We start from the raw sequence: 26,087 nt of genomic DNA on the forward strand, positions 1-26,087 counted from the left end.
TTGTATATAAAGTCCATAATAGAAAGTGTGAAACTGAGCTCCGAAACAAAATTCTAAGTTTTCGAACGACTTGAAGTATAATAGAAAACTTAGAATTTAGAAAAAGCTGTAATCAAAATTTAATGAGAAACAAACTACAAAAAATCGGAGAAATCGGCACATTGTTATTTCCGATTTGGGTTTTGACCGGATCGGTTCTTTCTTTTTTCTTTCCTGAATGGTTTACCTGGTTTGCCGGAATTTGGATTACTTACGGTCTCGGTTTTACGATGCTTGGTATGGGAATCACACTTTTACCCCAAGACTTTCGAAACGTCTTTCAGACACCGATTCCCGTTTTTTTGGGAGTAATCCTACAATACACTGTGATGCCGCTTTCAGGCTGGGGAATCGGAATCTTATTCGGTCTACCGACTCCTTTCGCGACAGGACTCATTGTCGTTTCTTGTTGTCCTGGCGGTGTTGCGTCTAACGTTATTTCCTATCTTGCAAAGGGAGATCTGGCCCTTTCCGTATCCATGACCGCATCTTCGACAATTCTTTCCGTTTTTATGACTCCGTTGCTTACTCTCCTTTTAATCGGTAGAGGCGTCGAAGCCTCCGTGAGCGGATTGTTCTTGGACACGTTTCAAGTCGTCATTTTACCGACAGTACTTGGAATTTTGCTCAATTTTTATCTTCCAAAAATTTCCGAAAAAATTCAGACCGTATCTCCTTTCGCCGCCGTTTTACTGATCACAATGATCGTCGCTTCGATCTTAGGAGCGGGTAGAGATAAAATTCTCCGATCTGCGGAAATCCTGATCGCCGCAGTAATCAGCCTGCACGTTTCAGGCTTTTTGTTCGGTTACTTTTTATCCTGGTTATTCATTCGAAAACAAAAAACATCCCGAACGATCTCAATCGAAGTAGGGATGCAGAACTCAGGCTTGGGAGTTGTTCTTTCCAGAAATAATTTTCAGGATCCGTTGGTTGCAATCCCAGCGGCGATTTCCAGTCTCGTGCATTCCCTGATCGGAAGTTTACTTGCGGCATTCTGGAGAAAACGGACGCCGGAAGAATAACTCGCTTCTTTCCGAACCCACAGTTAGATTCGATTCCACGAATATATGTAATATGTAAAACGCAGATTTGGAACTTTCTTAACCTCTGAAGAGTTGTGGGAATTCCGACATTTGACAGAACATTCGTATGATCTGTTTTGCTAAAATATTCGCATTACAGAATTAAAAATTATGAAAATACCAATTGTTTTATTTTAAATCCAAATTATAATTTAACATAAATTATGTTAAATTATTTGAATTAAAAAATGAAAGTCAGAAATATGTTAAAATAACGTTATTTTAACATATGCTATGAAAAGAAAGGAAAGAGTTTTTCTGATTTTACTGGGAATTTCAATCCTCTGTAATTTCTTATTTGCTTACAAAATCTTTCAAAAGCCACCGATCGAAGCCGTGTGGGTTCGTGCAAAATCCGACTGCGGGGATTCAAAAGAGAATGCGAACAAAAAAGAATTACTTTCAACCGCGGAAATTCTCCCGCACCCGCCCGACTTTCTGAAGGGCAAAAGAATCCAATTCTTTTCTTATGCGACTCGTAAAGAGAACGGAAAGAAATGGATTCTGTTTCAAGAAAAAATCGGTAACCGACAAAAAGAAACAAAGATAGACGCCGAGGCCATTCGATGGTTTTGAAAAGCGTCGTTTGTATCCTACTTGTCGGTTGTACGACCGCGAGTTTATTTTCGGAAAATCAGAGCGGTTCCACATTTCGCAACGGAATTCTTCTTTTGAATAACGGGCCGGGATTGTCGGGAGAAGTCAGCGAATTTCGGGACTTTTACTTTATCCGAAATTCCAAGATCGGTAAAAAAATTCCGAAAGACCAAGTCACCGATTTCATATCCGAAGAATATTATAAAAAGATAAATAACTCGTCTTCGTTTCGAAGCGGCTGGGAATCCCTTCTTTATTGGAACGCCTCCGCAGACACTCAGTGGAGAGGTTTTCCTCGGGAAGACGTCGCAACGAGCGGACAGTTCGAAGATTCTTATACGTTCTGGATCAAGATCGGACTTTTCCTCCTCACCGCCACGGCTTACGCGGATGCAAACCGGCAAAATCAATCCCTAAAAAACGCCTATTCCGGATTCGACCACAGGGAAAAAGAAACATTCCAAAATTCTTATACAAGATACCAAGTCCTCGCGGCGGTTACGATAGGTTTTTTCGCGTTCACGATGATCAAGGCCTACGTTCGTTTCGGCAGAAACGAAAACTACAAAGACCTGCAAATTCAAGGCAGAGAATTAAAATCCGTCGGCGAGGTTTTCGATCCTAAATCGCCCTTTTCAGGAATTTCCACGGTTCAATTCGGAATCACACAAACTTTTTGAGGAAATGAAGCATGAACAAAGACCGATCCAAAAACATTCCAATCGTTAAATATTCCGTTTTTATAATTTTTTTGGCCGCATTCGCCGATTGTATAAAATCGAATTCCGGTAAAGTTCCGCCTCTATTTACATCCAACGTAATCCCTTACACTTCGGCCGACTTGGGAATTCAGACTCCTCCCGCAAATTCCCCATTAGAAACGTTACCCGCAATTTCGGATAACGAACGTCTCGCTATCGAAGAAGCATTTCGTTTGATGAGCGAGAACGGCCAATTGGATCAGAAATTCGTAAAGGAATCCTCCATGGCTTCGAGAGACGTGCTTTTCAACAGACCGTTAACCGACACCGAATTGGAAGCGAAAGTGGAGGCTGAACTGAAAGGTCAATCCTATCCGACCCCTACGTACGGAACCGAACAACAAATTTTACTTCAAGAAAGTCAGGCGGCGGACATTTTTTACGGCAAGGTGGAAAACGATCTACCGAACATGACGGTTCCTCAGCTCGTCAAAGTTCGGGAAAACTTTACCCTGAGTTTGGTTATGATTCGATTTATAATCGATTACGGAAATACTCCGGACGGAGTTCCTATTTCCTTTTTAATTATGGCTCGTGAAAAGGCGGTCTCAATCCGACAAAAGGTCAATCTGGAACTCATCAAACGCGGAGTGAAATCCTTATGATCCGCGCGTTATCCAAACATATTTTAAAAGATGAATATTTCAGAAGAGGTCTCATGCTAAAACAAATATTACTTTTAAGCGCAATCGCTTATTTAAACTGCAACGACCCGCAAACAAGATCAACCGGTGACTATCGAAACGAGTTCATTCGAGAATATGCGTTTTTCTTTATTCTTCCCAATCTCGATCTCAATCAATTTTGTCCGCCAACGGATCAAATTCCCATCTTAGAACCCGGAACGTATACGAGATTTATGGAAGAAGGGGACACGTATCTTTTTGATAATAGGGCAAGGTTTCAACAATCGGCTCCGGCGGGAGAAGAAAGATTATTCACCTTTGTAATTCAAGAAAATCCAGGACAAGAAGTTAAACTTACGACTCCTAAGTGTGGAACGAGTCCAATAGAATTTAAAGCTGATGATGATTCTGGATTGCCAGGACAACTTGAAAATGTATTTATAAGTTTGCAAACTCCTCCACTCCCGCCGCAAAGATCAGACTTTTTTATAAAACTGACTACAATTTTTGGAAAAGGAACAATAACTTTTACAACGCCAACATCGCCAGATCCAAAGAATGCTCATTGATATTAAAGGAGTTAGAAAATGTTAAGAATAAACTACGCTAGAAAATATTTTTCGATCATTATACTTTTATTATGGAGTTTTCCTATTTTTGCAGACAAAAACGCCTTCAAGTTTTGGTTTCCGGATACAAATCATACATACGATCATCTAGTCAAAGATAACAATTGCAACACACAATTCGATGATAACCATTCGGAATCCTTTGAACCCAATAAGACCTTTCTTACCTTGTATGGGGATAGCTTAGGAGACTTTGTGGACGAACCGGCTTATGGACATTTCGGTTGGGACAAATATCTGACCCTCATGAACTTTGGGGTAGAATGGAACGTGCAAAATCTGGCCATCGGAGGATATACAACAAAAAGCGTATATGACTTGATTGCGGCATGCGCAGATCGATATGAACGACGTATCAATTTCAAAACGGCGCCTAACGTAGCATTTGAAATCGGAGGAAACGATTTCTGGCACAACGCGCTCCTTTTGACCGTTATGCCTTGGAAGTTCGGCTCCGTGGTAGAACGAGTCGCTCACAATACCAAATCCATTCTGTATCAATTGAGAAATCCGAGGCGCAACAAAGATGTTCTCGTCATGGGAAACTTTCCCAATCTCTCCTACAGTCCAACATTAGGAAATACGAATCAATATTTCGCGCCGATGACAACCCAACCGGACGGAGGTTTCAGTTATAACATGAGTCAACTCCAAACGGAACAAAAGAAAGCGATGCGTGAAGAAGAAGAGGCCGCCGTATTGGCGCTTTTGCCTCCCGCCGGATGGCTCGCTTTGCTTTATATGCCGATCGATTTGGATCAGCTGCATACCGAATTTGTAGATGCGATCCTTTATATCAAAGAAGCGTACAACGGCGTGATCGCCAATCTCGAAATTCAAACCGGCGTGGAAGAGTTGGAAGCTCTTTGTATACAAATCAAAAATGCGGGAACCTCGCCCACCATGCAGGACGATTGGTATTGGCTTTGGTTGCACACGATCAAAAATAATGTCAGTATGGTGACTAGTTTAGGAATGTATTTTTCCCAAGGCGCCATTGAACAAGCGGCGGCGGAAGTAAACGGCAAATACGGAAAAGTTCGCTTTCTTCCTATGTATCATCTTTTTATACGTCAGAGGGATTGTTTTGAGTTCGGTCATTGTTGGGTGGCCAATCCTTGGTTATACCAGGATCAGATTGGGCATTTGAACTACATTGGCTACACGGTTTGGGCGAGAGCGATGTCGGCAAAAGTAATGGAACTCGATTGGCATAACTCTCTTAAAAACGGACCGCCGCATTATAACGGAGCGGTCTCGATTCCCGGAGACGATACCGTGGTCATTCCTTTGCCCGAGGAAGAACCACCTCAACCGGTAGAAGTTCAACCTACGCCGATCGACATTCTAATTTTGATCTGCATATTTACCGGAAAATGCTGGTGAATCTCCGAAAACGAATTTTATCGAGCGGGTTCTGGATTTTTATATTCCTATTTTATTGTATTCAAGAAAATGAATCCAATCCGAGTTTGCAACTGGCGTTAGTTCAAAGTCAATTGCAGACGATTCCGAGACGGGAAATGCCCCAACTCAAGGCCTGTCTCGTCAATACTCGGATCGCAAGCGGAACAATCACAACTTGTTACGAAGTCGAAAAGGAATCGTGCAATCTCGATTTCTTCAATAATATCAAAACGTCTACGATTCTGCAAAACAGAAGGGACGATCTCACGTTTATCAGCATCAACTTTCCGAATTGCGCGGCCGGGACCGCGCCCTTATTCGTAAAATATTCCAACTTGCAAACACCCGCGTCCATGTTATGGAAGGACTCTTTCGGATTCGACGGGGCTAATGTAGAATCGCAATTTCAATTTACCAATCAAAAGACTTGTAAGGATCTCGGGTTGGAAACAAACCCTTTTATCGCGGGAGAATTTTCCCGATTGCTCAACTCTCAGGAATTGTCCCGATTGAACAGTATAGAAGCGGAACTTGCATTGATCCCGACAACCGACGCGGCTTGCAAGAACGATTTGAACTTCAGCGTCAGCTTGATCGACCTCACACAAAATATCAAAAACGGAACGTTTTTAAGAGGAATCACTTGTGCGTACCAAATTGGCTCCGCATATCCGATCTGTCCTTGGAGTCGTTAGTGATTCGAAAAATACTATTTCAAAGTTTGATTCTTTTTTGTTTGTCGGATTGTACCGGTAGTAAGATCGAAGAACCGATTGCTGAAAACTACGCATTGTATTTACTTTTAACCACGACGAGTTTTTCCTGTTTTCCGCAAACTTATACAAATCCTTGGAGTTTTACCGATACGAACGGAGACGTCAAAGCCGGTTTTTTAAATACTCCCGGATCGGAAGTAGACTATCTCGATCTGATCTCCGGAAATGTGCAGGACAATGAGACTAACGTTGTATTTTCACTGACTTTGGGATCGATTCCGGATACGATCGGAGTAGAAGGAAATTCGAACATTACGGAATACGAATGGTTTTATCATTTTCATCAAGGGGAGAATTCCTTTAAGATCGGAATCATTCCCACCCCTAAAGGAATACCGCAACAGATTCCGTTTCAAAATCTGGAGGTTTTGGTTTGGCGCAATCTGAGTTTTATAGGAGGATGCGGAAATCTGAACGTTCAAACAAACACCGCAAATTGGATTTGCGAAAAAAACACGCTCCCCGACCTGCGAGAACTCTCAAAAACCGAATCCATTTCAGTGGAAGCAACGACACAAAATAAGGGAATTCGATACTCCGATTGTCGTTGAAAAATAGAACAAAATATCTTTTATTCAACCATGAATCTTTTACGGGAACGAGCCGCCGAAGAAGAAAGTAGTGGTTTGTAATGTATGTAAAGTCCTACTGATAATTTGAGCACAAATTCCACGTTTAGATACAGAATTTTAGACACTCTATTATGTAGAGATGAGTAAAATCTAATCCACTTGAAATGTTGGAACTCTTACAAAAATCCTTTTTTGATCTTTTTTATTTCTTTATTCCAAAATCCTTTTCAACTTTGGAGTCGATTCATTTTACCATTCAAAAAATTCTTTCTTTTTCGGGAATTTTCTTTAATCCTCCTTGATTTTTAAGCCCTTTCCCATTTTCTAGCACAATGAACAACCTCCAGTAGGGCTTTTTTAAGCCTAATTTTCAAATTTTCAGAGAAAGTTGGACTTGAAAATGCGGGTTATTTCCGTCTACTGAGAGAAATTTATTGAAATCGAGACATTAGCGCCATGAGAGAAATTATCAAGCTCGTTTGTCAGGAACCAGGCTGTTCCAAGGGAAAAAGCACCTATTTCCTCACCAAGAACAAAAAGGCTAAAACGGAAAAATTGGTCACTAAAAAGTTCTGCAAATTTTGTAGAAAACACACCGAATACAAGGAAACCAAGGTCTAAGGTTTCTAGGTACTAGGATGACTGCAAAAAAAACAGCTCCGGCATACGATAAAAAAGCTCTCCAAGAAATCGCCGAGCTCCTTCACGAGAAAAAAAACGCCCTCCTGGAAAAATACGCCCATTGGGAAGATAACAGTAGGCCTTCCGGTCTCAAAGAAATGGGAGATATTGCGGACATCGCGTCCGAAATCAACGAAGAAACTTTGAGTTCCGTTCTTTCCGAAGCGGAGATAGAAACGATCCGCGAAATCGATGCCGCATTAGAAAAAATCGAGGATGGTACTTACGGAGTTTGCGAAGGAACAGGCAAAAAAATCCCGATCGCACGTCTCAAAGCGATTCCCTGGACCCGTTATACCGTAGAATACGCGGAAACTCTTTCGAAAAGTAAGGGTTTTTCCCGAAAGAGCAATAACGCGGGAAACCTTACGGGTACATATAAAATTCCATCCGATATGGATTCGATGGACGACTGAACCTCAATTTTTTTCCGCCCCTATTCATCATCTAAGTTAATACTGCTTTTTGAAAAAAGAAAAGAATTTCCGATTTCTCGGGAGCCGTATTTTCAGCCATTTTTCGATTGAAATCTGAATCTTTTCCAAAATCCTCTTTATTCGTGTCTGGATTATTCAATAGACTAAAGCTCCTTCGTACCCCTACGTTTTTCGGGCTCATTCTCTGTTCCGTCCTTTCTTACATTTTGTTCCGAAGTTTTCTTTTCGTTAGAGAAACGGAAGGAGCAGGGGTTATCGTTATCGGAACGATTCAATTTCTTTTCGGATTTATACCTAATCTCTATCACCGTAAACCCGGAAGAATGTTCACGATGGCGGGAGCTCTTATTCTACCGGGACTGCTCTATGAGAAAACCGCAATGTTCAACTCTTTGAGCGGACTTTTCGCAGGAGCGACTTTCGGAATTTTTTTGAGACAGTATATTTCCACTTTTCATACACAAACGGTAAACGAAGAGGATCCTATATTCCGTTTTTTTTATATCAACCGGCCTTACAAATCATCTTTACCATTCCATCAAAACCCTAAAACTGGAATTTTGATTTTTCTCACACTGCTTCTTTTGGAACGATTTTTCGTTTATTTCAATGCGCCTCCGTTCAAAGGTTTCGGTATTTTAGATACTGTTTATTTGCCGGGAATCAGTTCAAGATACGCATTCGGTCTTAGCCTGGATTTTCTGGGTTCCTGGACGCTCGCCGTTCTTTATTTTCTTGCAGAGGAATCGTCCTCTCACGAAAGCGATTCCCCCGTTAAGTATTGGAGACAGGGGCTTTTTGCGGGAGTATTTTTAAATATTATACTATTCTTAATTCAAGGACTCATCGGACATTCCGTGATTCCCTTCACTCCTATGGTCGGGGCCTATTATTCCGTTTCCGGCTTTTTTGCCGATACAGGTTCTCTCAATTGGCTTTTCCCTCTTTTAATTGCGTATTTCTTTTATTATCTTCATTCCAGAAGCTGGCGTTCCCATACGAAGATCGTTTTGAGCTTAGGGCTTGTTCTTCCTTTTTTGGTTTTAGGAAAACATTTCAGCGCAGGTTCCTGGATTTTATTTTTTACCCTTTTGATATACGGATATTCCGTTACAGCTTTTTCCAAAATCCGAAACCGTTGGTGGAAATTATCGTACATTCCGGTTTGTACGATCGTATGGATCGTTTTCACGATTTTGATCTTATGGATGGGATCATTTTCTTGGTCATTCGAACCCTGGCAGGAACTTTATCAAACTTGGACTAAAAGTTATCGTAGCCCCAACGGCAATCTTGCCCGTTTTTTGGATCTTTATTGGGGAGAGGGATGGATCCAAACCAGATCCGCGTGGAACTGGGCCAAACAATCGATTTGGATAGGCAATGGCGCCGGAAGTTTTGTCCTCAATTGGATTGATTCTAGATCCACAAATCCAGTGCCGCCTGGAGGAATTCGGGAACTCGGACTTCCTTCCTTTCTTTTTTTATTACATGACGGAGGGATCTTTTTAATTCTCGTGTTCTTAACATGGATCGGCTTGGAAATCGCGTTACGCGATCATTGGAAAATTCTGATTCTACTTCTGCCGATATCGATCTTCTTTATGCCTTGGATTGGAAGTAACGGAACGGCCGCTTTCTTCTGCCTTTGGCTCGTTACGTCCTCTTTCCCTCAAACAAGACAATTGCACAAAGCTGTCGTAGCGGGATTCAACCTTTTCGTATTACTTCTCGGTTCTTTTTCTCTGTCTTATACTTTAATCGGAATTGCACCGAATCTACGCGGACCCGAGTTCCGTTATACGGAATTAAAGTCCTACCAAATTATGGCTAAAAGGCAAAACCTGATTCAAAACGGGATTCGTTATCACGAATTTTCCTCCGGTGCGACCTGGGTTTTAGCAAGTAGAGCTCCGATACGTCTGAAAGCCTTCATTCCTCAAGAGAAAAAACTTTCCAAGAATGATAAGATCTATGTCCGGTGGTCCTTTCTCGGATCGGACTGGATCGAAATCCAATCCAAGACTTTGCCCTTATTTACGAACACAAGCACGGTCGGTTTAACCGTTCCGGATAACGCCAAATACTTGAAGGCAGAAATTCTTTCCGATTCTTTTTTTGGAATCCATGTAAAAGAATTCGGTATCTTTGCGGAAAACTTCGACGGTCTAAACCGAGTGAGATGAACCGACCGGATGTGCAATTTGATGAATCAGATTCTGAAATTGTTGTTTCACTCGCACCAATGATCTCCAAAAAAGAAGTTTCCAAGGCGGATTCACGAAAATAAAAACGGCGCCGGATGCAAACTCAGGATCGCCTTCTCTCACGTTCAACCAAACGGGAATCGCAAGAATACCAGGAAATTCCCTACCCGCCACGTAAAAAGTCACGTAAACACGATCTCCTATATTCAGCGTCTTTTCGATCGGAGAATAAAATCCTTTCCTAGAAAGAGAATACGCCAAGGAATAATATTCCCTTTCCTCTTGAACGATAGATACGGCGATAAACAAGGGGATTTTGAGAACCCTTTCCCGAAAGAATTTAGGATTGAAAATTCCCCTAAAAAGAATCAAAATACTGAGCCAGATTGGATAAATCAAAAAAAGTCCGATAAATTCGGAAGTGCGAATTCCTCCGAGAAGAAGAGGGATTTTTTCCGGAAAATTTAAATAAATAGAATATAATAAAGATGGAATTAATAAAAGAAAAACGGATACGAAGATTTTTCCTTTGGAAAGTTGTCGAAACAAAGGAATCGGATCGGCTTTTTGGTTCCGACTTTGACTGGAACGCATCCACGAATCGTAACGGGTGAATCTGGAAATCACCTGATAATCGTCGCTAAACAATCCGATCGCCTGCAGAACTTCGATCGGAAGAATATTTTGGGAAATTGTGAGTAAATATTCCAAAACAAAAAACCCCGCCGCAAGAATAAACGGAAGTAAAATCATAAAATTTCCGTTTATAAGCAAAATATAATTAAACGTTCCGTGTAACAAAAAGCATCCGAACAGACTATAAAGGACTCCCAAAAAATCAAACGAGGAGGGCCTGGAATGATAGTATTCCATCGCCGCAAAACCGTAAATTCCTCCGGTAAACGTATGAATCGGCAGGGAAGTAACCGCCCTTAAAAACAAGGGCCAAAAGTCCAAAATCGGAGCGTAGAGAAAATTCTCCAGAAGTCCGAAAGAAGCGCCTAATGTAAGCCCGAAATAGATTCCGTCGGAAGTGTTATAAACCGTTTTCAGTCCTTTGAAATACCAAAGGATGACGATCAGTTTCGGAATTTCCTCCAAAAGAGAACTACCTTGGAAGGCTCTTTCGAAATAAGAGTTTTCGTCTATATACTGTTTTACGAATATTTCCGGAAAGATTGCCAAACCCACGGTTAAAATTCCGCAGAAGATCGCCGAGAAATCGAAACTCTTTCGATTCGGATGGTAGTACGTGTTGCGATAAAAAAACCAATAAAATCCGGCGGCAGATACTGCCGTGCCGAACTTCAAAAAGGCGATTAAGAGTCCTTCCAATTTTAAGTAAAGGAGCATATTCCTTTAAAGTATCGGAATATACTCGCTTTCTTTTAATCGGTTAAACTCGGGAAAGAGTTCTTCTTTTCAAAATATACGCGGCTATTGCGCCTGCACTTATCAGTAAGATCGCTACAAGGATTGCATTCTTTTTCACGGAATGCAGCAAAAATCCCATCAGTTCGGAATCTTCATCCGGAACCGGAAACACTTTTGCTTGATTCGTGATGTGTTTATACCAATCTTTATAAGACGTGCCATTCGAAGCCACCCAAAGGTTAAACTCTTTATAACCCGTTTGGGTTTCCTTACGAATATCCAAACCCTCGTATGGATATTTCCAAGCTCCCGGAACCAAAATGGCCCAAGGAAAATTGTTGGAATCTAAATACTTATCCGTTCCGTTTGAATTTTTATAAAGTCCCGGAAAGTGAATTTCTTTCCCGGTATTGGTCACTTTGATAAAAATATCGTACGGATAAATTCCAAGAGCCGACTTTTTCACCGGAGAGTTGAATACGATTTCGATCGTGGCGATATGTCCCGGTTTGTAGACTCCGCCCGGATTTACGTTAGGATTCGATGTAGTTTTATTGGATTCTTCGTGAATTTGAATTCCCTGATTGAGATCCGATGCGGAGACAGTTTTGGTGGTCAACTCCGTCACTACTTTACCGTCTTCCCTTACCACTTTTCTCGAAAACGTAGCTCCTATGGATATGGGAAGTTTTAAAAAGAATGTATGTTTGTACCCGGCGCCTCGGGCTACGTGTTGATAGGTTCCTCTCAAACGAATCACATCTCCCGCAGTATTCAAATCTTCTTCGTTGTGAATATGAAGGACGTAATCGTTTAAGTCCGCATCACCTGCGCTCGGATACAAATCCTCATACGCTACTGTACTTACACCTTCCGCAGGAATCCGTATCAAAGCGGAGCGGGTAGGATCCTGAGGATACGCATCCAATATATCCGGAACCCCGTCTTTATCCGAGTCAACTGGAACGGTCACAACCGGTAATAAGATCTCGTACTTAATTTCTCGATTGATTCCGACTACGTTGATCAGATTGATTATGTTGGAAATGGATTCTCCCCCTGCCGTAATTTCAAGTGTGATCTGACCTACAGCAGTTTCCACGGTAATACTTCCGGAAACTTTCCCTACGTTGTTTGAAATTCCTTGAAAAAGAATATGTCCGTCGTTATCGGAAACGATTACGGTCGCCCCGGAGATCGGCTTGGATTGTTTATCTGTTACGATTAAATTCAAAGGAATCGTCTGCACTGTGTTATACGTAAAAGGAATACTGCCTATTTGGTCGTTTACGGTAATCACACCTGTGATTTCCTGAGTCGGAGTTACAGAAGAACCCGCATTTACGCCTATATCCGTTCCTGCAGAAGAACCGGAGCCTGCATTTGTATCACTCCCCGTAGAAGATCCAGAACCTGCATTTGTACCATTCCCCGTAGAAGATCCGGAGCCACTGTTCGATCCAGATCCAACATCGGATCCGGACGAATCGGAACTTCCTCCCGTATTCGTATTTGTATCACTTCCCGAAGAGGAGTTTGCGCTTGTATCCGTTCCTGCAGAAGAACCGGAGCTTGCATTTGTACCGTTTCCTGTAGAAGATTCGGAACCACTGTTGTTAGAACCAGATCCAACATCGGATCCGGACGAATCGGAACTTCCTCCCGTATTCGTATTTGTATCATTTCCCGAAGAGGAATTACTATTCGATCCGGATCCTGTGGTAGAACTGGAACTACCAGAATCTCCGGAGGAAGAATTAGAACTTCCGGAGGAATCGTTTCCCGACGAATAAGACGATGAAGATTGAGAATTGGAAGAAGGATTGGAAGCATTCGAAGAAGAATGACTGCCGGTATTGGAAAGTGTAGTAGAATTGGAATTACTTCCACTTCCTGCATTATCCACAATTACGACCGCCCCTCCGTTAGAAGCCGTCGCGGTTCCCGCGCTCGTTTCGGGTTTAGTCCCCGCCGCACTCGTATCCTGATTCAATAAGGCCAAAAATGGAAATAACATTCCTTTTTTTTTATGACTACAGCCGATAACCAAAGCGCTCGAAACAATCAATAATATTAGAATTTTCTTCATAATCCCCATATCCCTTTTTATAGTCAGAATAAAAGACGAATCGTATTCAATCTTAAATACTATTCGGAGAGGGAATTATAGGAGATTTTTAGATTTCAACAAAGTTTTTTTCGGGCATTCAAATGCAATTTTAGGTAATTTTTATGTATTTCAATCAAAGAGGTTTCTTTGCGATATGCAAAACGGCATTTCCGAAAACAAAATTTTTATATCGTACCTCTTGAAAACCCAGTTTTTCAAGAATTGACTTTAGATTTTCTTGATCCGGATAAGCAAGGGAAGAAACTGGAAGATAATCAAACATCTCGTTTTTCCCGCCCCAAAGAATATAACCGAGAATTGGAACTATTTTAAAAAAATAAAAATCTGCGATCCAACGAATCCAAGGATTTTTAACCTTACCCACGTCCAAATTGAGAAACAATCCCCCCGGTTTTAAAATTCTGAGAATTTCCCTAACCGCTTTGGAAAGATCGTCCACGTTGCGAAGACCGAAACCAATTGAAACCGCATCAAACTGAAAGTCCCGAAAATTTTTGAGTTCTGTCGCATCTCCTATCTCGAAACTGACTCGACCCTTTTCAATTTGCTTCTTCAGACGAGTTTTTGCGATTTCGAGCATGTTTTCTGAAAAATCCACACAGGTAATATGATGGACCCGAAGAGAATTTCCCAAGCGCACTGAAATATCTCCAGTTCCACAACAAAGATCCATCACATGTAAACGGTCGGAAAGATTTTCTTCAATTTCACGAACCAGCTGATTTTTCCAAATCCGATGAAGCAGAAAACTATTCCAATCGTTGAATTGATCGTATTTATTCGCGATCTTGTTGAAGTTCTCTCGAACAAAACCCGCTTTGGTATCTACATGAGGCATCTGAAATTCCGACATAACTTTAATGAAATGATTTGAAAGCGTTTGCTAATGGCAAGAAGTGTTTTTGTAGAAATCCGATTACGAACCAATCTCTCATAGACGTTTCGAGTTGTGAGTGGCTAGGATTTAGCCATTACTCTGGCCTTGTCTAGGAGGTTGACCCACGTTGCGACCCATACGGGAGCCATAACCTTACCCACAAATACTTGGATCCGAAGATAAATCTGTCGGAATTCCGACAAATCCTCCGTGAAACAGGCTCGGCCCCGCCCTGATTTTTGGGTGGTGGGTGATGAGCGACCCGTAGGGAGCAAATCATTGAGCCTGGAGGCGGGAAAACTCGGGAGATTTTTCTCTATCAGAAAATCATACTTTTGGCAAGTAAAAAGTCTCATTCTTGTCGGAACACTTGAAAAATATCAGTTTTTGATTCTTATTATCCCGAAAGCTTTCTTAATTTATGGGATTGTTTATGATATGGAAGCAACGTGCTGAGTTTCATTCTACTGACCCGTGTTCTCATTTTTAGTAAATTTATTTTCGAATGCGCTGAGTGTCTCAAGAGAAATCGTCTTGGGAATCAGTTTTATAACTCCCAACTGTAAGAAAGCGGTATCACCTACTGATCCCTATAAAATAGAGTACCCTTAATTTGAGCACAAATCCCATGTTCAGACGCAGAATTTTAGACACTCTATTATGTAGAGATGAGTAATAGAGCTGAAAGATTAGAATGACAAACGAGAAGGGAATGACAATCTGTTCTTAAACTCTCGGAGGTTTTGTGGAAGTTTTATTTGCAAAAGGAGGATGGGTTTCAATTCTCATTTTAATCGTAAGTTTCGTCAATCTTGGACTTTTTATCAGAGTTCGTACTTTTCTTCCGATCCTCAAAAAAAATATTCTTTCGAGACTCCAAGATAACGATCCAAACGAAAACAAACTAAAATCCATCCTCGAAGATTCAGAAGAATTTTTTCGGAGAGAATTTTTTGTTCCGGAAACGATGATTTCTTGGATTCGAAATCTCGCCGGAATCGCTACGATGCTCGGACTTCTCGGAACCGTAATCGGAATCTCGGTCGCTTTCGAAGAGATGAAAAACGCAGGCACGGTAAGTTTGGAAATTTTCTCCGAAGGAATTCGACTTGCCTTAAATACTACGATCCAAGGATTATGCGTGGCCATTCCTTCCGTTCTCGGGTTTCAATATCTCAAAATTATACTTCATAAAACGGAAATAGAACTCAAATCTTCGATCGACAACAAAAATGCCGATGCGATAAAAATCTAGAAATGAAAAAGAATCCGCAAAAAAGGAAAAACCTTTTAGAAGGAGACGACTCTCCTCTCGATATGACGAGTATGTTGGATGTGGTTTTTATTCTTTTAATTTTCGTTATGGTCGCAATGAGTTTCCAAAAAGAAGTTCATTCCTTACCCGTAGTTCTTCCTAAAGCAAAGGCGGAAATCGGCAGAAGCGGGATTAAAAAAGAGATCTTTCTTTTAAAAAGCGGAAATATACGTTATGCGGCGTTAGACTTTACGGAAGCCGATTGGAAACAGATCGTCTCCAAAGGAGAATTTCAAAATCAAGTCGTGTGGATTTACGGGGACGAAAGCGTCGGTTACGGAAAGTTCGTATTCGTATTGAACAGCTTGAAAAGTTCGAATCTGAAGGAACTTCATCTCGCGATCAAGAAAGAGTGATCAGGACCGAAGTTTCGGATTTTCTTTGTGACGACTCTTATCTCTTTCAGTGTTTTTCTTCAAAGTGGCGCGTAATGCATCTTCCAGAGAAATTTCCATTTGGTTCGCAAGACATATCAGTACAAAAAGAATATCTCCCACTTCCTTGGAAATTCCTTCCGGATCCTCTCCCTTTTTAAAAGATTGATCCCCGTATTTTCTCGCCACCAGCCTCGCAAATTCTCCCACTTCTTCCATGAGAATCGCAAGATTCGTGAGTTCCGAAAAATACCGAACCCCGAAATCGGAAATCCACTCGTCTACTTTTTTCTGAGCTTGGCTAAGAGACAATTCGTTTTCATTCATCTTTGTACGTCCAATCGATCAATCAAAATTGCCGTAGGTTCGGGATAACAACCCCCACTTAAATGATGAGAATCAATATACTTTCTACATTTCACTTCAGTACGAAAATCGTTCATATCCAGGGAATATACATTCTTAAATTCTGATATAATCTGTTTATGGAGTTTCTCCCAGGTAGGATAAAACTCCGCGGATTTCACCCTCTTTTCCAATCCTTCATAAAGAAGAGGGGACCAAAGTACCACTTTGACTCCGTTTTTTTCCGCGGTTTCCAAAAACTGAAACAGGAACTTTCTCTGCACGGGAGATATCCTGATATAACGATAAACGTCGTTGTAGTACTTTTCAGATTCCTCCTCTAATTTTTCGGGAGGAGTATTCGTCAACAATACATTCGGAATTCCTCCTTTGAATTTATCCGATTCGTTCATCAGAAGATCTCGAATCTTAAGCATCGTATCTTTGGAATGCGGATCTTTGATCCTTGCCATCGCTTCCTTGAACCTCGGAGGGAACACAGTGGTTCTAAAAACTCTGGATCTCAAAAACGTGTCCCAATCGTTTGTAGAAAACTCGTTCGCATAACGTAGAAAATAGGAAAGATCGTAAGAATAACGCAGGGGATAACGATTACAAAAATCGGTCATAGAATCGGGATAGAATTCCAAAATCGCGTAGTCCGGTTTTATTCCCGCGGAAAGTATCTTTTCAAAATTATAGTTATGATACGAAAAAGGAGCCGAGGGAGCGGAAAAATTATACACGATCAGATCCGTTCTTTTTTTGCGGATCGTATCGAGAGAAAATTCTCCCATGTGAGAAGTTCCGAAAAAGATCAGAACTTTTTTGTCCGTTTCCGCGGTGGATTTCTCTTCGATTAAAGCTGCAAGTACTTTGTCTTTTATTTCATAAAAGTAATATTCCGCCCCGGCTTCGGTGTAGGGCCTTACCCACTGCGAGGACAAAAGACGATCCAAAGAAAAAGCGAAAATAAAAAATAAAAGCGGGACCGTTAACAGTTTTTTACGAAACAAAGGGATCAAGTTCTGTCGTTTTGGAGCGCTCATTCTCCCTCCTTAAAACTGAAAATAGATAAAGTCCTGACCCTTACCCGCGTAATTGGAAAGAAGCAGTACCAATAAAATTAGAAAAACGGAAATTAGAATTTTCTGATATTTAAAATAAAACCGAAGCCCTTTTTCGAAATATTCCAAAGTGTGGAGTAAAATCCCCGCGACCAAAAAAGGAACGAGTAAATCGGTTCTCAAAACCAATTTCGAAGGTTCGGTTACCCATTGGACTCCATAAAATAAGATATACCAAGCGTCCGCCAAAGAGTGAGATCGGAAAAACACGGCACCGATCATAAAAATCGAATACACAATAAAGGCCCGAATGAGCCACCACACAAATCCTTTTTCCGGTAATTTAGGAATACCGATCCGATCCATGAGCCGATCAATCACCAACCATAAGCCATGCCAGAACCCCCAAACCACATAAGTCCAACTGGCCCCGTGCCAAAAGCCGCCTAACGTGAACGTTATGATCAAGTTCAGATATACCCTGGGCTCCGAAGCCCTAGAGCCCCCGAGCGGAATATATATATAATCCCGAAGCCACGTGGCTAGAGTAATGTGCCATCTTCTCCAAAGATCTTGAACGTTTTGGCCGAAAAACGGAGCACGAAAATTTACAGGAATGTTAAAACCCAAAAGAAAAGCACAACCTCGAGCGATATCGGTATAACCACTAAAGTCGCAATAAACTTGCCAAGTAAATCCTTGGACGGCTAGGAAAAGGGAATGACCGTCGTATTCGGAAGGGTTCCGATACACAGGATCTATCAAAGATGCAATATTATCGGCGACTAAAATCTTTTTCGCGATTCCAAGTCCCAAAAGATACAAACCCGCATAAACGTAAGAGGGTTTGATTCTTACCTTATCCAAGATCGGGAAAAAATCTTGGTGCCTCATAATCGGCCCTGCGACCAGCTGAGGAAAAAAAAGGATAAACAGAACAAACCGAAAAAGGCCACAATCGTTCGTAATCTTACCGCGATAGACATCCACGACAAACGCTATGATCTGAAACGTATAAAAACTGATCGCAAGTGGGAGAATAATCTGAAACCCGAAGTTTCTCTGGTCTAAAAAGCTCCAGCCCGTCCAAACGTAGAAGTTATCCGTAAAAAAATAGAAGTATTTAAAAACGCCAAGGTTGATCAAATCCAAAACGACGATCGCCCTTAAAACTCCGAGACTTTTCCTTTTAAACAAACTTCGAATCGCCAAATAATTGATATAAAGAATTCCTAATAAATGAAATAGAAACGGAACACTCCAAGTCGCGTAAAAAACCAAAGAAGCGATTACGATCACCCATTCCCTATAGTTTTTTCCGTCGTAAGCCCAATAAAGTATATAAACACAAAGAAAGAACAGAAGAAAGAGAGTAGAGGTAAAGATCACTTGTTTTCCTCTTTGAGAAGAGCTTTTAAATCTTTTGCAAATGCAATCGTCAACTTTTGCATCCCGATCGAATTGAGGTGAATCAAATCATAATAATAGTCCCCGTTATCCGGACCGTCCAAAATATCCTGGTAATCGAGTAACGGAATCGGATCGTAAGGATAAATTCTTGCGAGTTCCCTTTTCCAAACCTCGTTTCTTTCCGGAAGTCTCCATTGTTGAATGAGCTGGCTGTAAGGGGCAACAACCCCGACGATCCGAATGTCTTGACCGTTCTCCTTTCCGATTCTTCGAATTTCGTCGTGAAGAATTTTGAGTCGATCGAAGTATTGTTTTGTCACCTCGTCTTCGTTCGCATGAGTCAGCGGATTACTTGCAATGATGCAAGTATCGAAGATCGCCTTTTTATGAAATCGATCCGAACCTTCCGGAATCGGAAGACCGTTGGCAGGGTTGGTCTTTGCGACACAATCGGGAACGTCCGCAATTGGATACATGCTGATCTTTTCTCGATAAGAATTTTCGTAGTCCCAAGGATGATGATTCTCTTTTTTAAAACGTTTCCCTATATCTTTGATTCTTTTGGAAGGACTTAAAATCAGGTCCTGAATATCCCTTCTATACGCGATCGACTTCAAAGTGATGTAGATAAGATCGTCCGTGTTTACGTCGTAACCGAAATCGTAAATTCTAGGATATACTTTCGAACGATCAAATTCGGAAATCATCGCAAGCGTATGCAAGTTCAAAAACTTTTGGCCAACCCAAGGAGTCGTAATCTCGAATACGTGGATTACGGTCCTTACGTTTTTGAAATGAGGAAGAGTTTTCAAAACCGCTAAGTCCTGGACGATCAACTCCGTCCCTGGAATCGCAATCGATTGAATCTTTTTACCTAAGGGGGCAAGTTCCCTGTTTAGCATCGGAATGGACAAACCCTGATAAGCTACTGATGTTCCGACAACCAAAACATCCGGATCCAATTCTTTTCGTTTATCAAGAACGTGATTCGTAATTCTCAAGACGTTAGCCGCATAGGAATTCTTTTTTAAAAAAGGTCGGTAACAACCGAACTGCATCCCAGTTTCTAAAAAAATCAGAATTAAGACCGGAATCCAAAATTTGGGGTCTTTGAAAAATGCAAGGTATTCTTTCATAACGGATCTTTTCCTAAAACGCGAAGTAGAGGAAACTCTGGCTTTCCGTAATACCGAAAACCAAAAGCATAAAGACGTTTGCGAGGAAGAATAGAACGAACTTCCATCGACTTAAAACGATTTTTTCTATATTATTTTTTGCGAATATATAGGAGGCCACAAAACAAAAGAACAAAAGAATTCCGTAGGTATAGTTCGAATACTGCTTAACCCCCACAAACCCTTCCGAACCGAAAAAAAGAAGAGATTTCATCATGGAAACGGCTTTTTCCATTGTTTCAGCGCGAAACATGACAAACCCAAACGTTAGGCAAAACATCGTAAAAATTCTAGCGCAGATATCGTAGACAAATCCTCCCTTTTCGTTCAGTAAGGTGGCGATCTTTGTTTTGGCATATTCCCTATGTGCAAAAATCATAACCCCTTGCCAGACTCCCCAACTGATAAAATGATACGCCGCCCCGTGCCAGACTCCGGCAAAAAACCAAGTGATGAAAATGTTTCTGTAAGTTAGAAGGGCCGTTCCTCTCGATCCCCCAAGCGGAATGAAGATATAATCCCGAATCCAAGTGGAAAAAGAAATGTGCCAACGAGACCAGTGATCCGTGATGTTTCTCGCGACCATGGGAAAATTAAAGTTCGGATCGAACTTATATCCGAAAAGACGCGCCACACCGATTGCAATGTCCGTATAACCCGCAAAGTCGAAGTAAATCTGCCAACCGAATGCGAGCGCTCCGGTCCAAATTTCAATCGGATTGAGAGTCGCATAATTTGCAAATGTGGAATCCACGACCTTTGCGAGATTGTCCGCAAAAACAATCTTACGTGTGAACCCGATAAGGATCTGACAAAACGCAATTTGTATGTCTTCCTTTTGAACCGGAAGAGGAAATTCCAAATCCCGAAAGAACGTCTGCGCGCGAACAATCGGCCCCGCAACCAACTGAGGAAAGAAGGAAACATAAAGAGCGAAATCTAAAAAGGATTTTTTCGCTTCTATTTGTCCTCGATACACATCGATCGTATAACTTAAAGATTGAAACGTATAAAAAGAAATCCCCACGGGAAGAACGATATCGTAATACGCAAACTTAAATCCGGCGACGGGAGTAAGATCGTTCACAACCCCTAAAAGAAAGTTCGTATACTTAAAGTAAGCGAGTAATCCCAGATTTGTAACGAGGGACAACAAAAGCCAAATTTTTCTTTTTTTTGAACCGGAAGCCGCGGTTTGGATTTTGAGAGAAACAAAATAATCGATAACGATCGAATAGAGCAAAAGAATGATGAATTCTTTTCTCCAGGACATATAAAAATAAAAGCTGGCTCCGAGAAGAAAAATTCTTTGGATCTTCCCCTTGAGCAAATGATTGATGACGAGTACAACGGGAAAGAAAAACAGAAAGTGAAGCGAGTTAAAAAGCATGTTTCGTCTAAATCGGATCTTAAAGATCTGAAGAGCAGTTTTTCAAGGCAGAATATCCTTACAACTTCAATTTACGGATTTGGCAATCCGGAATCCACGGCAAAAACACCCGTTTTTTCCGACTCGGAAAGATAAACCTTTTCGGGAAGAATAGATTCCAGTTTGAATTCGATCCCCTCGATATAACTCACCGTTTTTTTAGAGGAACGGGGAAGGGTGGAAAACGAAAAATTGACTAAAAATAAAAGAAGACACCAAACAAAAAAAAACGAATGATAAAAAGCCCTACTTCCGAACGCGAATGTTCGAAACTCTAAAGACTTCAAAGTCAAACCTGCGAGTAGAATCATTCCAATCGATGTCCCAACCCAAAATTCGAAAAAATAACCTTCCCACCAAGTGTAGAAGAGAATTGAAGGAACGAGCCAGAATGCAAGTAAAACCGTTTCGATTCGGAAACGTCTCCATACTTTCCTAAGATTTAAAAGAAAAAAAGAAAAGATAAAAATCCAAAACGCGAGATTGAGATTGTAAGGCAAAGATTCCCTATTGTCCCAAGAATGGGGACGAATTCTCAAACCGTTCTTCACTCCTTCGAAATTGAGAAACGCGTCTCCGATCCCACGATAAAAATTCATCACGTAATTTTTCGCTTCGGGAGAATTTCCCCATTTATCCTTAGTCGCGTACAAAAAAAGCCAGTTCGCAAAATTCCTTTCGCTGTCCAAAGGAGAAGAAAGATTTCGATTCAACAAAATGAAACCCACGTAAAGATAGGATAAAGTAAGAGCCCCCACGAGAAGAAAACAATACACGAACGCACATCGTAATTTCCAAGCAAAACCGAACTCTTTCCCTTTCCAAGTTCCGGAAAATAGAATTGAAATCGGCACCAAGGGTAAAAATAAAATATCCGATTGATGAAAATACACTCCGAAGAGTTGAAGCACAAAAAGTGTAAAGATAGAAATCGGCGAATGCCCGTTTTTAGCAAAATAAACGCAGAACAGATATAAAACCGCGATCAGACAGGAATGAATGAGAGGCGTATCGTTGTGTTGCGCGTAAAACCAAAATCCTTGAGAGAAATGGACAGCCAGACCCAATAAAATGGCGCCTAACGTGTCCGAATAAATTTTTCGATACATCCAGATAAAACAAAATAGAAAAAAAAGAGCCGATCCCAAAATACGAAGACGAAGTCCGAACATCACCGATTCCTTTCCGAACCATTCCCGCCAAAATTTGAGATAGAGATAACCGGTACTTTCAAAACCGAGATGGTGAGGATTATAGAAAATTCTCCAAGTAAGATCGGAATTGATATTGTATGCGTAGACAATCGCGTCCCAGTCGTAGTGCCTGGAAAGAAACCGAAGATCGAAAAGAAAAATTGAAAAGACAAATAGAACCAGAAATCCGAAAAAAATTTTATTTTGAAGAGCGTTTCTGAAAATCATCTGTAATTCAATCCGTCTTTTACACAATTGTCCATCGAAACGAAAGGGTTGAAAACTTTTCGAAACAAACCCTTGTTAGTTAAACGACCAAATTTAAAAAAGGTCGTTTTATTTTCAAATCACTCCGTTTAAAAACGGAACTTTTATTAAAGCATCCATCCTCGAAACTGGATTTTCGCTAAGAAAGCCATAATTTTAGAAAAAACATATTCTAAAATTCTAATTCTTAAATAAACCTCGAATCAAGTTTCGATTTTGAGCCCGAAAGAAAAACGGAGAATGTAAACCGAATTCGGAGTTATTTCCTTCGGATCTTAGATCGGCAGCAACGATCACGATTCTTTCCAAACCGAAAAACTTTCTGAACAAACCGGTCTTGTGTACGATTTGAATTCCGCTTTGTTTGCAATTCCACCGAAATACGTTCTTTCCGAAAAGGCCTCTCGTTTCCAAGGAAAGAATATCCCCTTTGAGAAAAACCGCTGTCAAACAAGTCCTTTCGATAAAACGAACCCAATCCAAAAAAAAAGCAAAACCGATATAACCGAAAGCAAGATACCCGACCGTCAAATAAAGTTTACGGTCCTGTAAAATCGGAAGATTCAGCACTTTGGGAATGAGAAGAAAGTCCGTAAACTTTTGAAGATAAAAAGCGGAGACTTCCCCTCCTAAGTAACAACCGTATAACACCGTAAAGACGACTAAAGTTCCAAAAATCGGAGGAATGGGATTGATTCTCAGACGAATCGGGGTTCCAGAAGAAACTTCGCTTGCGTTTAAAAGCTCCCACCCCGAATAAATTTTTTTTTCATTCTGTTTCATATTCTTAGTGGTACAATTCCTTTCTATGTTTCCAGAGGTCGATCAAACCTTCTTCGATTTTTTTCGCGGTCAGATCCCAGGTCCACTGAGACGCATCCCAAACGGAAGGTCTTTGCAATTTTTTATGTTGTAACTCCGACAGGGAAGAAACCCAGGCATCTACATCCGAAGGTTCCGCGAATAAGTCCACCTTTCGCTCCAAAATTTCATGAAATACCGGAATATCGGAAGCGACGCAAACCTTTCCTTCTCGAAGCGCCTCCAACAAAGGAAGACCGAAACCCTCATGAATCGAGGGGAATAAAAAAGCGGAACATTTTCGATAAAGCCAAGCAAGAACCTCATCCGTAGGATTTTCCATAAAAACGATTCCTTCCGATTCCAGACTTCCTTCCTTTAAAAGTTGGGTTAAATCCTCCGACTTCCAACCCAAACGACCGGCGATCACAAGAGAGAAAGGATAGGAAGAATTCTGTTTTTTGAGTTTTCGATACGCATCGATCAGAGTTCTCAAATTTTTTCTAGGTTCCAAAGTTCCAATGGTAAATAAAAAATTTCCAAAAAGTTGACGCAGAGGCTCACGTACGGAAGGAAACGACTCCACTCCGGGATATACAACTTTCAGTTTTGGGCTTAGATCCGCCCTGAATTTTAGGATGTCTTGACGAGTGTTTTCGGAAAGACAGAACACAAGATCGGCCCTGTTTAACGTCTTCGGCGAAAGAATCTTATGCTGCCAAAGATTTGCGGCCGTCATCGTTTGGGGCGCAGAGCGAAAGTTGAGATCGTGATAGTTTACGGCGGTTAAAACGTTTCCACAAGACAGAGGAAGCAGCTGAAGAGTTCCCCAAAAAAGATCCAGCCTATCCTTTCTGATCCGTTTAGGGATCGTCCAATTCAACCAGGCAAATCCGGGAAGTTTACCGGTCATAAAAAAACGGGAATTTACGTTTGAAAGAATATCATAAAATACTGTATGAATCGGTTTGTTCGAATAAAGATAATACTCCAAAGGAGATTCATTGGTAATCAATCTTCTTAAAACTTCCGCGAGATATCTGGAGTTCCCGGTAATCCCATAAGCAAGAGGGCGAACATCCACACCCACTCTAGGTTTATATTTAAGTTCGTTGGTTCGGATCGGCATCAGTTCCAGTCGTATTCATGTTTATTCCGAGTCGCAGGTTCATACTTCAAAGCGAACAAAAGCAAGACGTATTGAAAAATGGCGAAGTATAAAAGATAAGAGGCCATCATCAATTTCTCCTCGATTACGCTTCCGATAATCGAACGGTTGCAAAGAAAAATCAAAACAGAGCCCGCCATGAAACAAAAAGACACTTTATCATTTCTAAATATTCTTTTTATAGAATATAGACTCTTTTTCGAAAAAGAGTCCGTATTCGCCTTCCAAAAGGGTAAAATCGAACACTCCGCAAAAGACCAAGCCCGATCCAATAAGATCGCGGAAGGATATAAAAGAAAAACGAAGGCGTGCACCCAGGAAATTCCACTGAAGACGATTGAAAAAACGAACAGACAACCCAAGGCAGATTCCGCGTTTCGCCTTGCAAATACTTTCCAAAAAAACGGAATCGCAAGTATCAGGGAAAAAACGGAATACATTCCTTTAACGACCAATTCGCTCAGTTCTAGGAGAGGATACCCGAGCCTGGATTGATTCAGAATATCCGCATAGCTGAGAAAGTATTTCGCAAGAGTTGCGTTTAAACTTTGATTGTTTTTCCAAGCTCGAAATAGAGGAGATCTTAGATAGTTGTCAAGAATCAACTGTTTCCAAGTTAAAGTCATTTCAATCGTAAACGAAGGAGCGTACAAACAGGGAAGAAAAATCCAAAATAACGTAAATACAAACGTATAAAAAATTGCCCGATAACGTTTTTGCATCAGAAAGAAAAGAACAAAGGCTCCCGGAGTCAACTTAATCACAAGCGCCAGCGAGAGTAAAAAACCGGATAACCAATCCTTATTCATATGAACGGAAGCTAAGATCAAGAAGATCAGAATAAAACCGACTTGATTGTTGTTCTGATGATTTTCCAAAAATCGCAGATTGAGGATACAAAGAACAACGCAAAAAACAAGATGTCCTTTTCTATGAAAACGGAGAGAAATAATATACAAAGAACCGAGAAATGCCAAAAAATTCAACGTAAGAAAAATCGCGGACGCGACCTCATACGGAAAAAAAGAAATCGGGATCAGTAAAAAGGCAAACGTGGGAGGATAAATATAAGAGCCAAGCCCTTCCATCATACTTTTAAGTTGTAAAAATACCTTCGGACTAAAAGCTTCTTCGATTTTAATTTCTCCTGATTGAAGTTTCGCAAGAATTTCATCAATCTGATCCAAGTTATATAAATTGTTTCCTTGGGTGAATCGAACCGAAGCATTATAATAATCTCTGAAGTCGGAGCGGTTTCCGGATTTTGAGATTCCGTTTATAAAGAGGAGTAAGAAAAACAAAACGGTTCCTACAAGAATCCAAGTTTTTCGGTCTCTCAATTGC

25 protein-coding genes (1 of these 25 running past the window's edge) are annotated in these 26,087 nt (G+C 41.0%); 13 read left to right on the forward strand and 12 right to left on the reverse strand.

Annotated elements, in window-relative coordinates; translation table 11 throughout:
- Positions 1–122 precede the first annotated feature (122 nt).
- The 11 genes from FHG67_RS20470 (at position 123) to FHG67_RS20520 (ending at position 9,796) form a co-directional block, all read left to right on the forward strand.
- On the forward strand, positions 123–1,064 hold the full coding sequence (locus tag FHG67_RS20470; RefSeq protein ID WP_004495214.1) for a bile acid:sodium symporter family protein: 942 nt from the start codon (positions 123–125) through the stop codon (positions 1,062–1,064).
- A gap of 294 nt (positions 1,065–1,358) precedes the next feature.
- Positions 1,359–1,700 carry a hypothetical protein gene (locus FHG67_RS20475; RefSeq protein WP_004495192.1) on the forward strand — a complete coding sequence of 114 codons (342 nt, stop codon included), beginning with the start codon at positions 1,359–1,361 and terminating at the stop codon, positions 1,698–1,700.
- On the forward strand, positions 1,691–2,401 hold the full coding sequence (locus tag FHG67_RS20480) for a hypothetical protein (RefSeq protein ID WP_004500860.1): 711 nt from the start codon (positions 1,691–1,693) through the stop codon (positions 2,399–2,401). Before FHG67_RS20475 ends, FHG67_RS20480 begins: the two co-directional genes overlap by 10 nt.
- 11 nt (positions 2,402–2,412) lie before the next feature.
- Positions 2,413–3,087 (forward strand): hypothetical protein, encoded by a 675-nt coding sequence (locus tag FHG67_RS20485; RefSeq protein ID WP_004500842.1) that lies wholly within the window; start codon positions 2,413–2,415, stop codon positions 3,085–3,087.
- Positions 3,084–3,677, forward strand: a complete 594-nt coding sequence (locus FHG67_RS20490; protein WP_004500826.1) for an LIC_10705 family lipoprotein — start codon at positions 3,084–3,086, stop codon at positions 3,675–3,677. Before FHG67_RS20485 ends, FHG67_RS20490 begins: the two co-directional genes overlap by 4 nt.
- Before the next feature lie 18 nt (positions 3,678–3,695).
- Positions 3,696–5,123 (forward strand): LIC10707 family hydrolase, encoded by a 1,428-nt coding sequence (locus tag FHG67_RS20495; RefSeq protein ID WP_004501578.1) that lies wholly within the window; start codon positions 3,696–3,698, stop codon positions 5,121–5,123.
- A complete protein-coding gene (locus FHG67_RS20500; protein ID WP_036075531.1) occupies positions 5,114–5,839 on the forward strand; it encodes an LA_1694 family PerA/PerB upregulated protein in 726 nt (241 codons plus the stop codon). Before FHG67_RS20495 ends, FHG67_RS20500 begins: the two co-directional genes overlap by 10 nt.
- On the forward strand, positions 5,839–6,471 hold the full coding sequence (locus tag FHG67_RS20505; protein WP_004503862.1) for a hypothetical protein: 633 nt from the start codon (positions 5,839–5,841) through the stop codon (positions 6,469–6,471). Before FHG67_RS20500 ends, FHG67_RS20505 begins: the two co-directional genes overlap by 1 nt.
- Positions 6,472–6,948: 477 nt before the next feature.
- Positions 6,949–7,113: a 50S ribosomal protein L33 gene (rpmG, locus tag FHG67_RS20510; protein ID WP_002625087.1), complete on the forward strand. Its 165-nt coding sequence runs from the start codon at positions 6,949–6,951 to the stop codon at positions 7,111–7,113.
- 17 nt (positions 7,114–7,130) lie between these two features.
- Positions 7,131–7,589, forward strand: a complete 459-nt coding sequence (locus FHG67_RS20515; RefSeq protein ID WP_004495182.1) for a TraR/DksA family transcriptional regulator — start codon at positions 7,131–7,133, stop codon at positions 7,587–7,589.
- A gap of 107 nt (positions 7,590–7,696) precedes the next feature.
- A complete protein-coding gene (locus FHG67_RS20520) occupies positions 7,697–9,796 on the forward strand; it encodes a hypothetical protein (protein WP_085988572.1) in 2,100 nt (699 codons plus the stop codon).
- Here the strand turns inward: FHG67_RS20520 and FHG67_RS20525 are convergent.
- The 3 genes from FHG67_RS20525 to FHG67_RS20535 all read right to left on the reverse strand — a co-directional run bounded on the left by FHG67_RS20525 (position 9,779) and on the right by FHG67_RS20535 (position 14,175).
- Entirely contained in the window at positions 9,779–11,170 is a 1,392-nt protein-coding gene (locus FHG67_RS20525) for a PrsW family glutamic-type intramembrane protease (protein ID WP_004500815.1), read from the reverse strand. The genes FHG67_RS20520 and FHG67_RS20525 overlap by 18 nt on opposite strands.
- 43 nt (positions 11,171–11,213) lie before the next feature.
- Positions 11,214–13,280 carry an LruC domain-containing protein gene (locus FHG67_RS20530; protein WP_142499941.1) on the reverse strand — a complete coding sequence of 689 codons (2,067 nt, stop codon included), beginning with the start codon at positions 13,278–13,280 and terminating at the stop codon, positions 11,214–11,216.
- A gap of 154 nt (positions 13,281–13,434) precedes the next feature.
- Positions 13,435–14,175 carry a ubiquinone/menaquinone biosynthesis methyltransferase gene (locus FHG67_RS20535; RefSeq protein ID WP_026054482.1) on the reverse strand — a complete coding sequence of 247 codons (741 nt, stop codon included), beginning with the start codon at positions 14,173–14,175 and terminating at the stop codon, positions 13,435–13,437.
- Between the two features lie 769 nt (positions 14,176–14,944).
- Here FHG67_RS20535 and FHG67_RS20540 point away from each other — a divergent pair.
- On the forward strand, positions 14,945–15,454 hold the full coding sequence (locus FHG67_RS20540) for a MotA/TolQ/ExbB proton channel family protein (protein WP_020984629.1): 510 nt from the start codon (positions 14,945–14,947) through the stop codon (positions 15,452–15,454).
- Between the two features lie 2 nt (positions 15,455–15,456).
- Positions 15,457–15,870, forward strand: coding sequence for an ExbD/TolR family protein (locus tag FHG67_RS20545; protein WP_010579232.1), 414 nt, complete (start codon positions 15,457–15,459; stop codon positions 15,868–15,870).
- Here the strand turns inward: FHG67_RS20545 and FHG67_RS20550 are convergent, their stop codons facing one another.
- The 9 genes from FHG67_RS20550 to FHG67_RS20590 form a co-directional block, all read right to left on the reverse strand.
- Positions 15,871–16,215 carry a nucleotide pyrophosphohydrolase gene (locus FHG67_RS20550; protein WP_010579233.1) on the reverse strand — a complete coding sequence of 115 codons (345 nt, stop codon included), beginning with the start codon at positions 16,213–16,215 and terminating at the stop codon, positions 15,871–15,873. It lies immediately after the preceding gene.
- Positions 16,212–17,282, reverse strand: coding sequence for a DUF1574 domain-containing protein (locus tag FHG67_RS20555; protein WP_078125647.1), 1,071 nt, complete (start codon positions 17,280–17,282; stop codon positions 16,212–16,214). The genes FHG67_RS20550 and FHG67_RS20555 overlap by 4 nt, the downstream gene beginning before the upstream one ends.
- Before the next feature lie 9 nt (positions 17,283–17,291).
- Complete coding sequence (locus FHG67_RS20560; protein ID WP_010579235.1) at positions 17,292–18,689, reverse strand: MBOAT family O-acyltransferase; 1,398 nt, start codon at positions 18,687–18,689, stop codon at positions 17,292–17,294.
- A complete protein-coding gene (locus FHG67_RS20565; RefSeq protein ID WP_142499942.1) occupies positions 18,686–19,846 on the reverse strand; it encodes an SGNH/GDSL hydrolase family protein in 1,161 nt (386 codons plus the stop codon). Before FHG67_RS20565 ends, FHG67_RS20560 begins: the two co-directional genes overlap by 4 nt.
- Positions 19,847–19,859: 13 nt before the next feature.
- A complete protein-coding gene (locus tag FHG67_RS20570; RefSeq protein ID WP_004500837.1) occupies positions 19,860–21,275 on the reverse strand; it encodes an MBOAT family O-acyltransferase in 1,416 nt (471 codons plus the stop codon).
- A 71-nt stretch (positions 21,276–21,346) separates the two neighbouring features.
- Positions 21,347–22,735, reverse strand: coding sequence for a hypothetical protein (locus tag FHG67_RS20575; protein ID WP_004500870.1), 1,389 nt, complete (start codon positions 22,733–22,735; stop codon positions 21,347–21,349).
- A 219-nt stretch (positions 22,736–22,954) separates the two neighbouring features.
- A complete protein-coding gene (locus FHG67_RS20580) occupies positions 22,955–23,557 on the reverse strand; it encodes an LIC20162 family protein (RefSeq protein WP_004500838.1) in 603 nt (200 codons plus the stop codon).
- Positions 23,558–23,561: 4 nt separating this feature from the next.
- A complete protein-coding gene (locus FHG67_RS20585) occupies positions 23,562–24,704 on the reverse strand; it encodes a glycosyltransferase family 4 protein (RefSeq protein ID WP_004500833.1) in 1,143 nt (380 codons plus the stop codon).
- Positions 24,704–26,087: the 3' portion of a glycosyltransferase family 87 protein gene (locus tag FHG67_RS20590; protein WP_232423627.1), read on the reverse strand. It continues 2 nt past the right edge of the window; only the last 1,384 of its 1,386 coding nucleotides appear in the window; its start codon straddles the right edge of the window (only 1 of its three bases is visible, at position 26,087); the stop codon is at positions 24,704–24,706. The genes FHG67_RS20585 and FHG67_RS20590 overlap by 1 nt, the downstream gene beginning before the upstream one ends.

Origin of the sequence: Leptospira weilii, from assembly GCF_006874765.1 — a bacterium.
Classification (GTDB): Bacteria; Spirochaetota; Leptospiria; order Leptospirales; family Leptospiraceae; genus Leptospira; species Leptospira weilii.

What these genes read in the sequence shown, in the direction of transcription:
- FHG67_RS20530 (WP_142499941.1), bottom strand. Translation starts at nt 13,280, where the DNA reads ATGAAGAAAATTCTAATATTATTGATTGTTTCGAGCGCTTTGGTTATC.
- FHG67_RS20500 (WP_036075531.1), top strand. Translation starts at nt 5,114, where the DNA reads ATGCTGGTGAATCTCCGAAAACGAATTTTATCGAGCGGGTTCTGGATT.
- FHG67_RS20485 (WP_004500842.1), top strand. Translation starts at nt 2,413, where the DNA reads ATGAACAAAGACCGATCCAAAAACATTCCAATCGTTAAATATTCCGTT.
- FHG67_RS20570 (WP_004500837.1), bottom strand. Translation starts at nt 21,275, where the DNA reads ATGCTTTTTAACTCGCTTCACTTTCTGTTTTTCTTTCCCGTTGTACTC.
- FHG67_RS20575 (WP_004500870.1), bottom strand. Translation starts at nt 22,735, where the DNA reads ATGATTTTCAGAAACGCTCTTCAAAATAAAATTTTTTTCGGATTTCTG.
- FHG67_RS20535 (WP_026054482.1), bottom strand. Translation starts at nt 14,175, where the DNA reads ATGTCGGAATTTCAGATGCCTCATGTAGATACCAAAGCGGGTTTTGTT.
- FHG67_RS20550 (WP_010579233.1), bottom strand. Translation starts at nt 16,215, where the DNA reads ATGAATGAAAACGAATTGTCTCTTAGCCAAGCTCAGAAAAAAGTAGAC.
- FHG67_RS20545 (WP_010579232.1), top strand. Translation starts at nt 15,457, where the DNA reads ATGAAAAAGAATCCGCAAAAAAGGAAAAACCTTTTAGAAGGAGACGAC.
- FHG67_RS20475 (WP_004495192.1), top strand. Translation starts at nt 1,359, where the DNA reads ATGAAAAGAAAGGAAAGAGTTTTTCTGATTTTACTGGGAATTTCAATC.
- FHG67_RS20515 (WP_004495182.1), top strand. Translation starts at nt 7,131, where the DNA reads ATGACTGCAAAAAAAACAGCTCCGGCATACGATAAAAAAGCTCTCCAA.
- FHG67_RS20490 (WP_004500826.1), top strand. Translation starts at nt 3,084, where the DNA reads ATGATCCGCGCGTTATCCAAACATATTTTAAAAGATGAATATTTCAGA.
- FHG67_RS20470 (WP_004495214.1), top strand. Translation starts at nt 123, where the DNA reads ATGAGAAACAAACTACAAAAAATCGGAGAAATCGGCACATTGTTATTT.
- rpmG (WP_002625087.1), top strand. Translation starts at nt 6,949, where the DNA reads ATGAGAGAAATTATCAAGCTCGTTTGTCAGGAACCAGGCTGTTCCAAG.
- FHG67_RS20555 (WP_078125647.1), bottom strand. Translation starts at nt 17,282, where the DNA reads ATGAGCGCTCCAAAACGACAGAACTTGATCCCTTTGTTTCGTAAAAAA.
- FHG67_RS20565 (WP_142499942.1), bottom strand. Translation starts at nt 19,846, where the DNA reads ATGAAAGAATACCTTGCATTTTTCAAAGACCCCAAATTTTGGATTCCG.
- FHG67_RS20585 (WP_004500833.1), bottom strand. Translation starts at nt 24,704, where the DNA reads ATGCCGATCCGAACCAACGAACTTAAATATAAACCTAGAGTGGGTGTG.
- FHG67_RS20525 (WP_004500815.1), bottom strand. Translation starts at nt 11,170, where the DNA reads ATGCTCCTTTACTTAAAATTGGAAGGACTCTTAATCGCCTTTTTGAAG.
- FHG67_RS20480 (WP_004500860.1), top strand. Translation starts at nt 1,691, where the DNA reads ATGGTTTTGAAAAGCGTCGTTTGTATCCTACTTGTCGGTTGTACGACC.
- FHG67_RS20580 (WP_004500838.1), bottom strand. Translation starts at nt 23,557, where the DNA reads ATGAAACAGAATGAAAAAAAAATTTATTCGGGGTGGGAGCTTTTAAAC.
- FHG67_RS20495 (WP_004501578.1), top strand. Translation starts at nt 3,696, where the DNA reads ATGTTAAGAATAAACTACGCTAGAAAATATTTTTCGATCATTATACTT.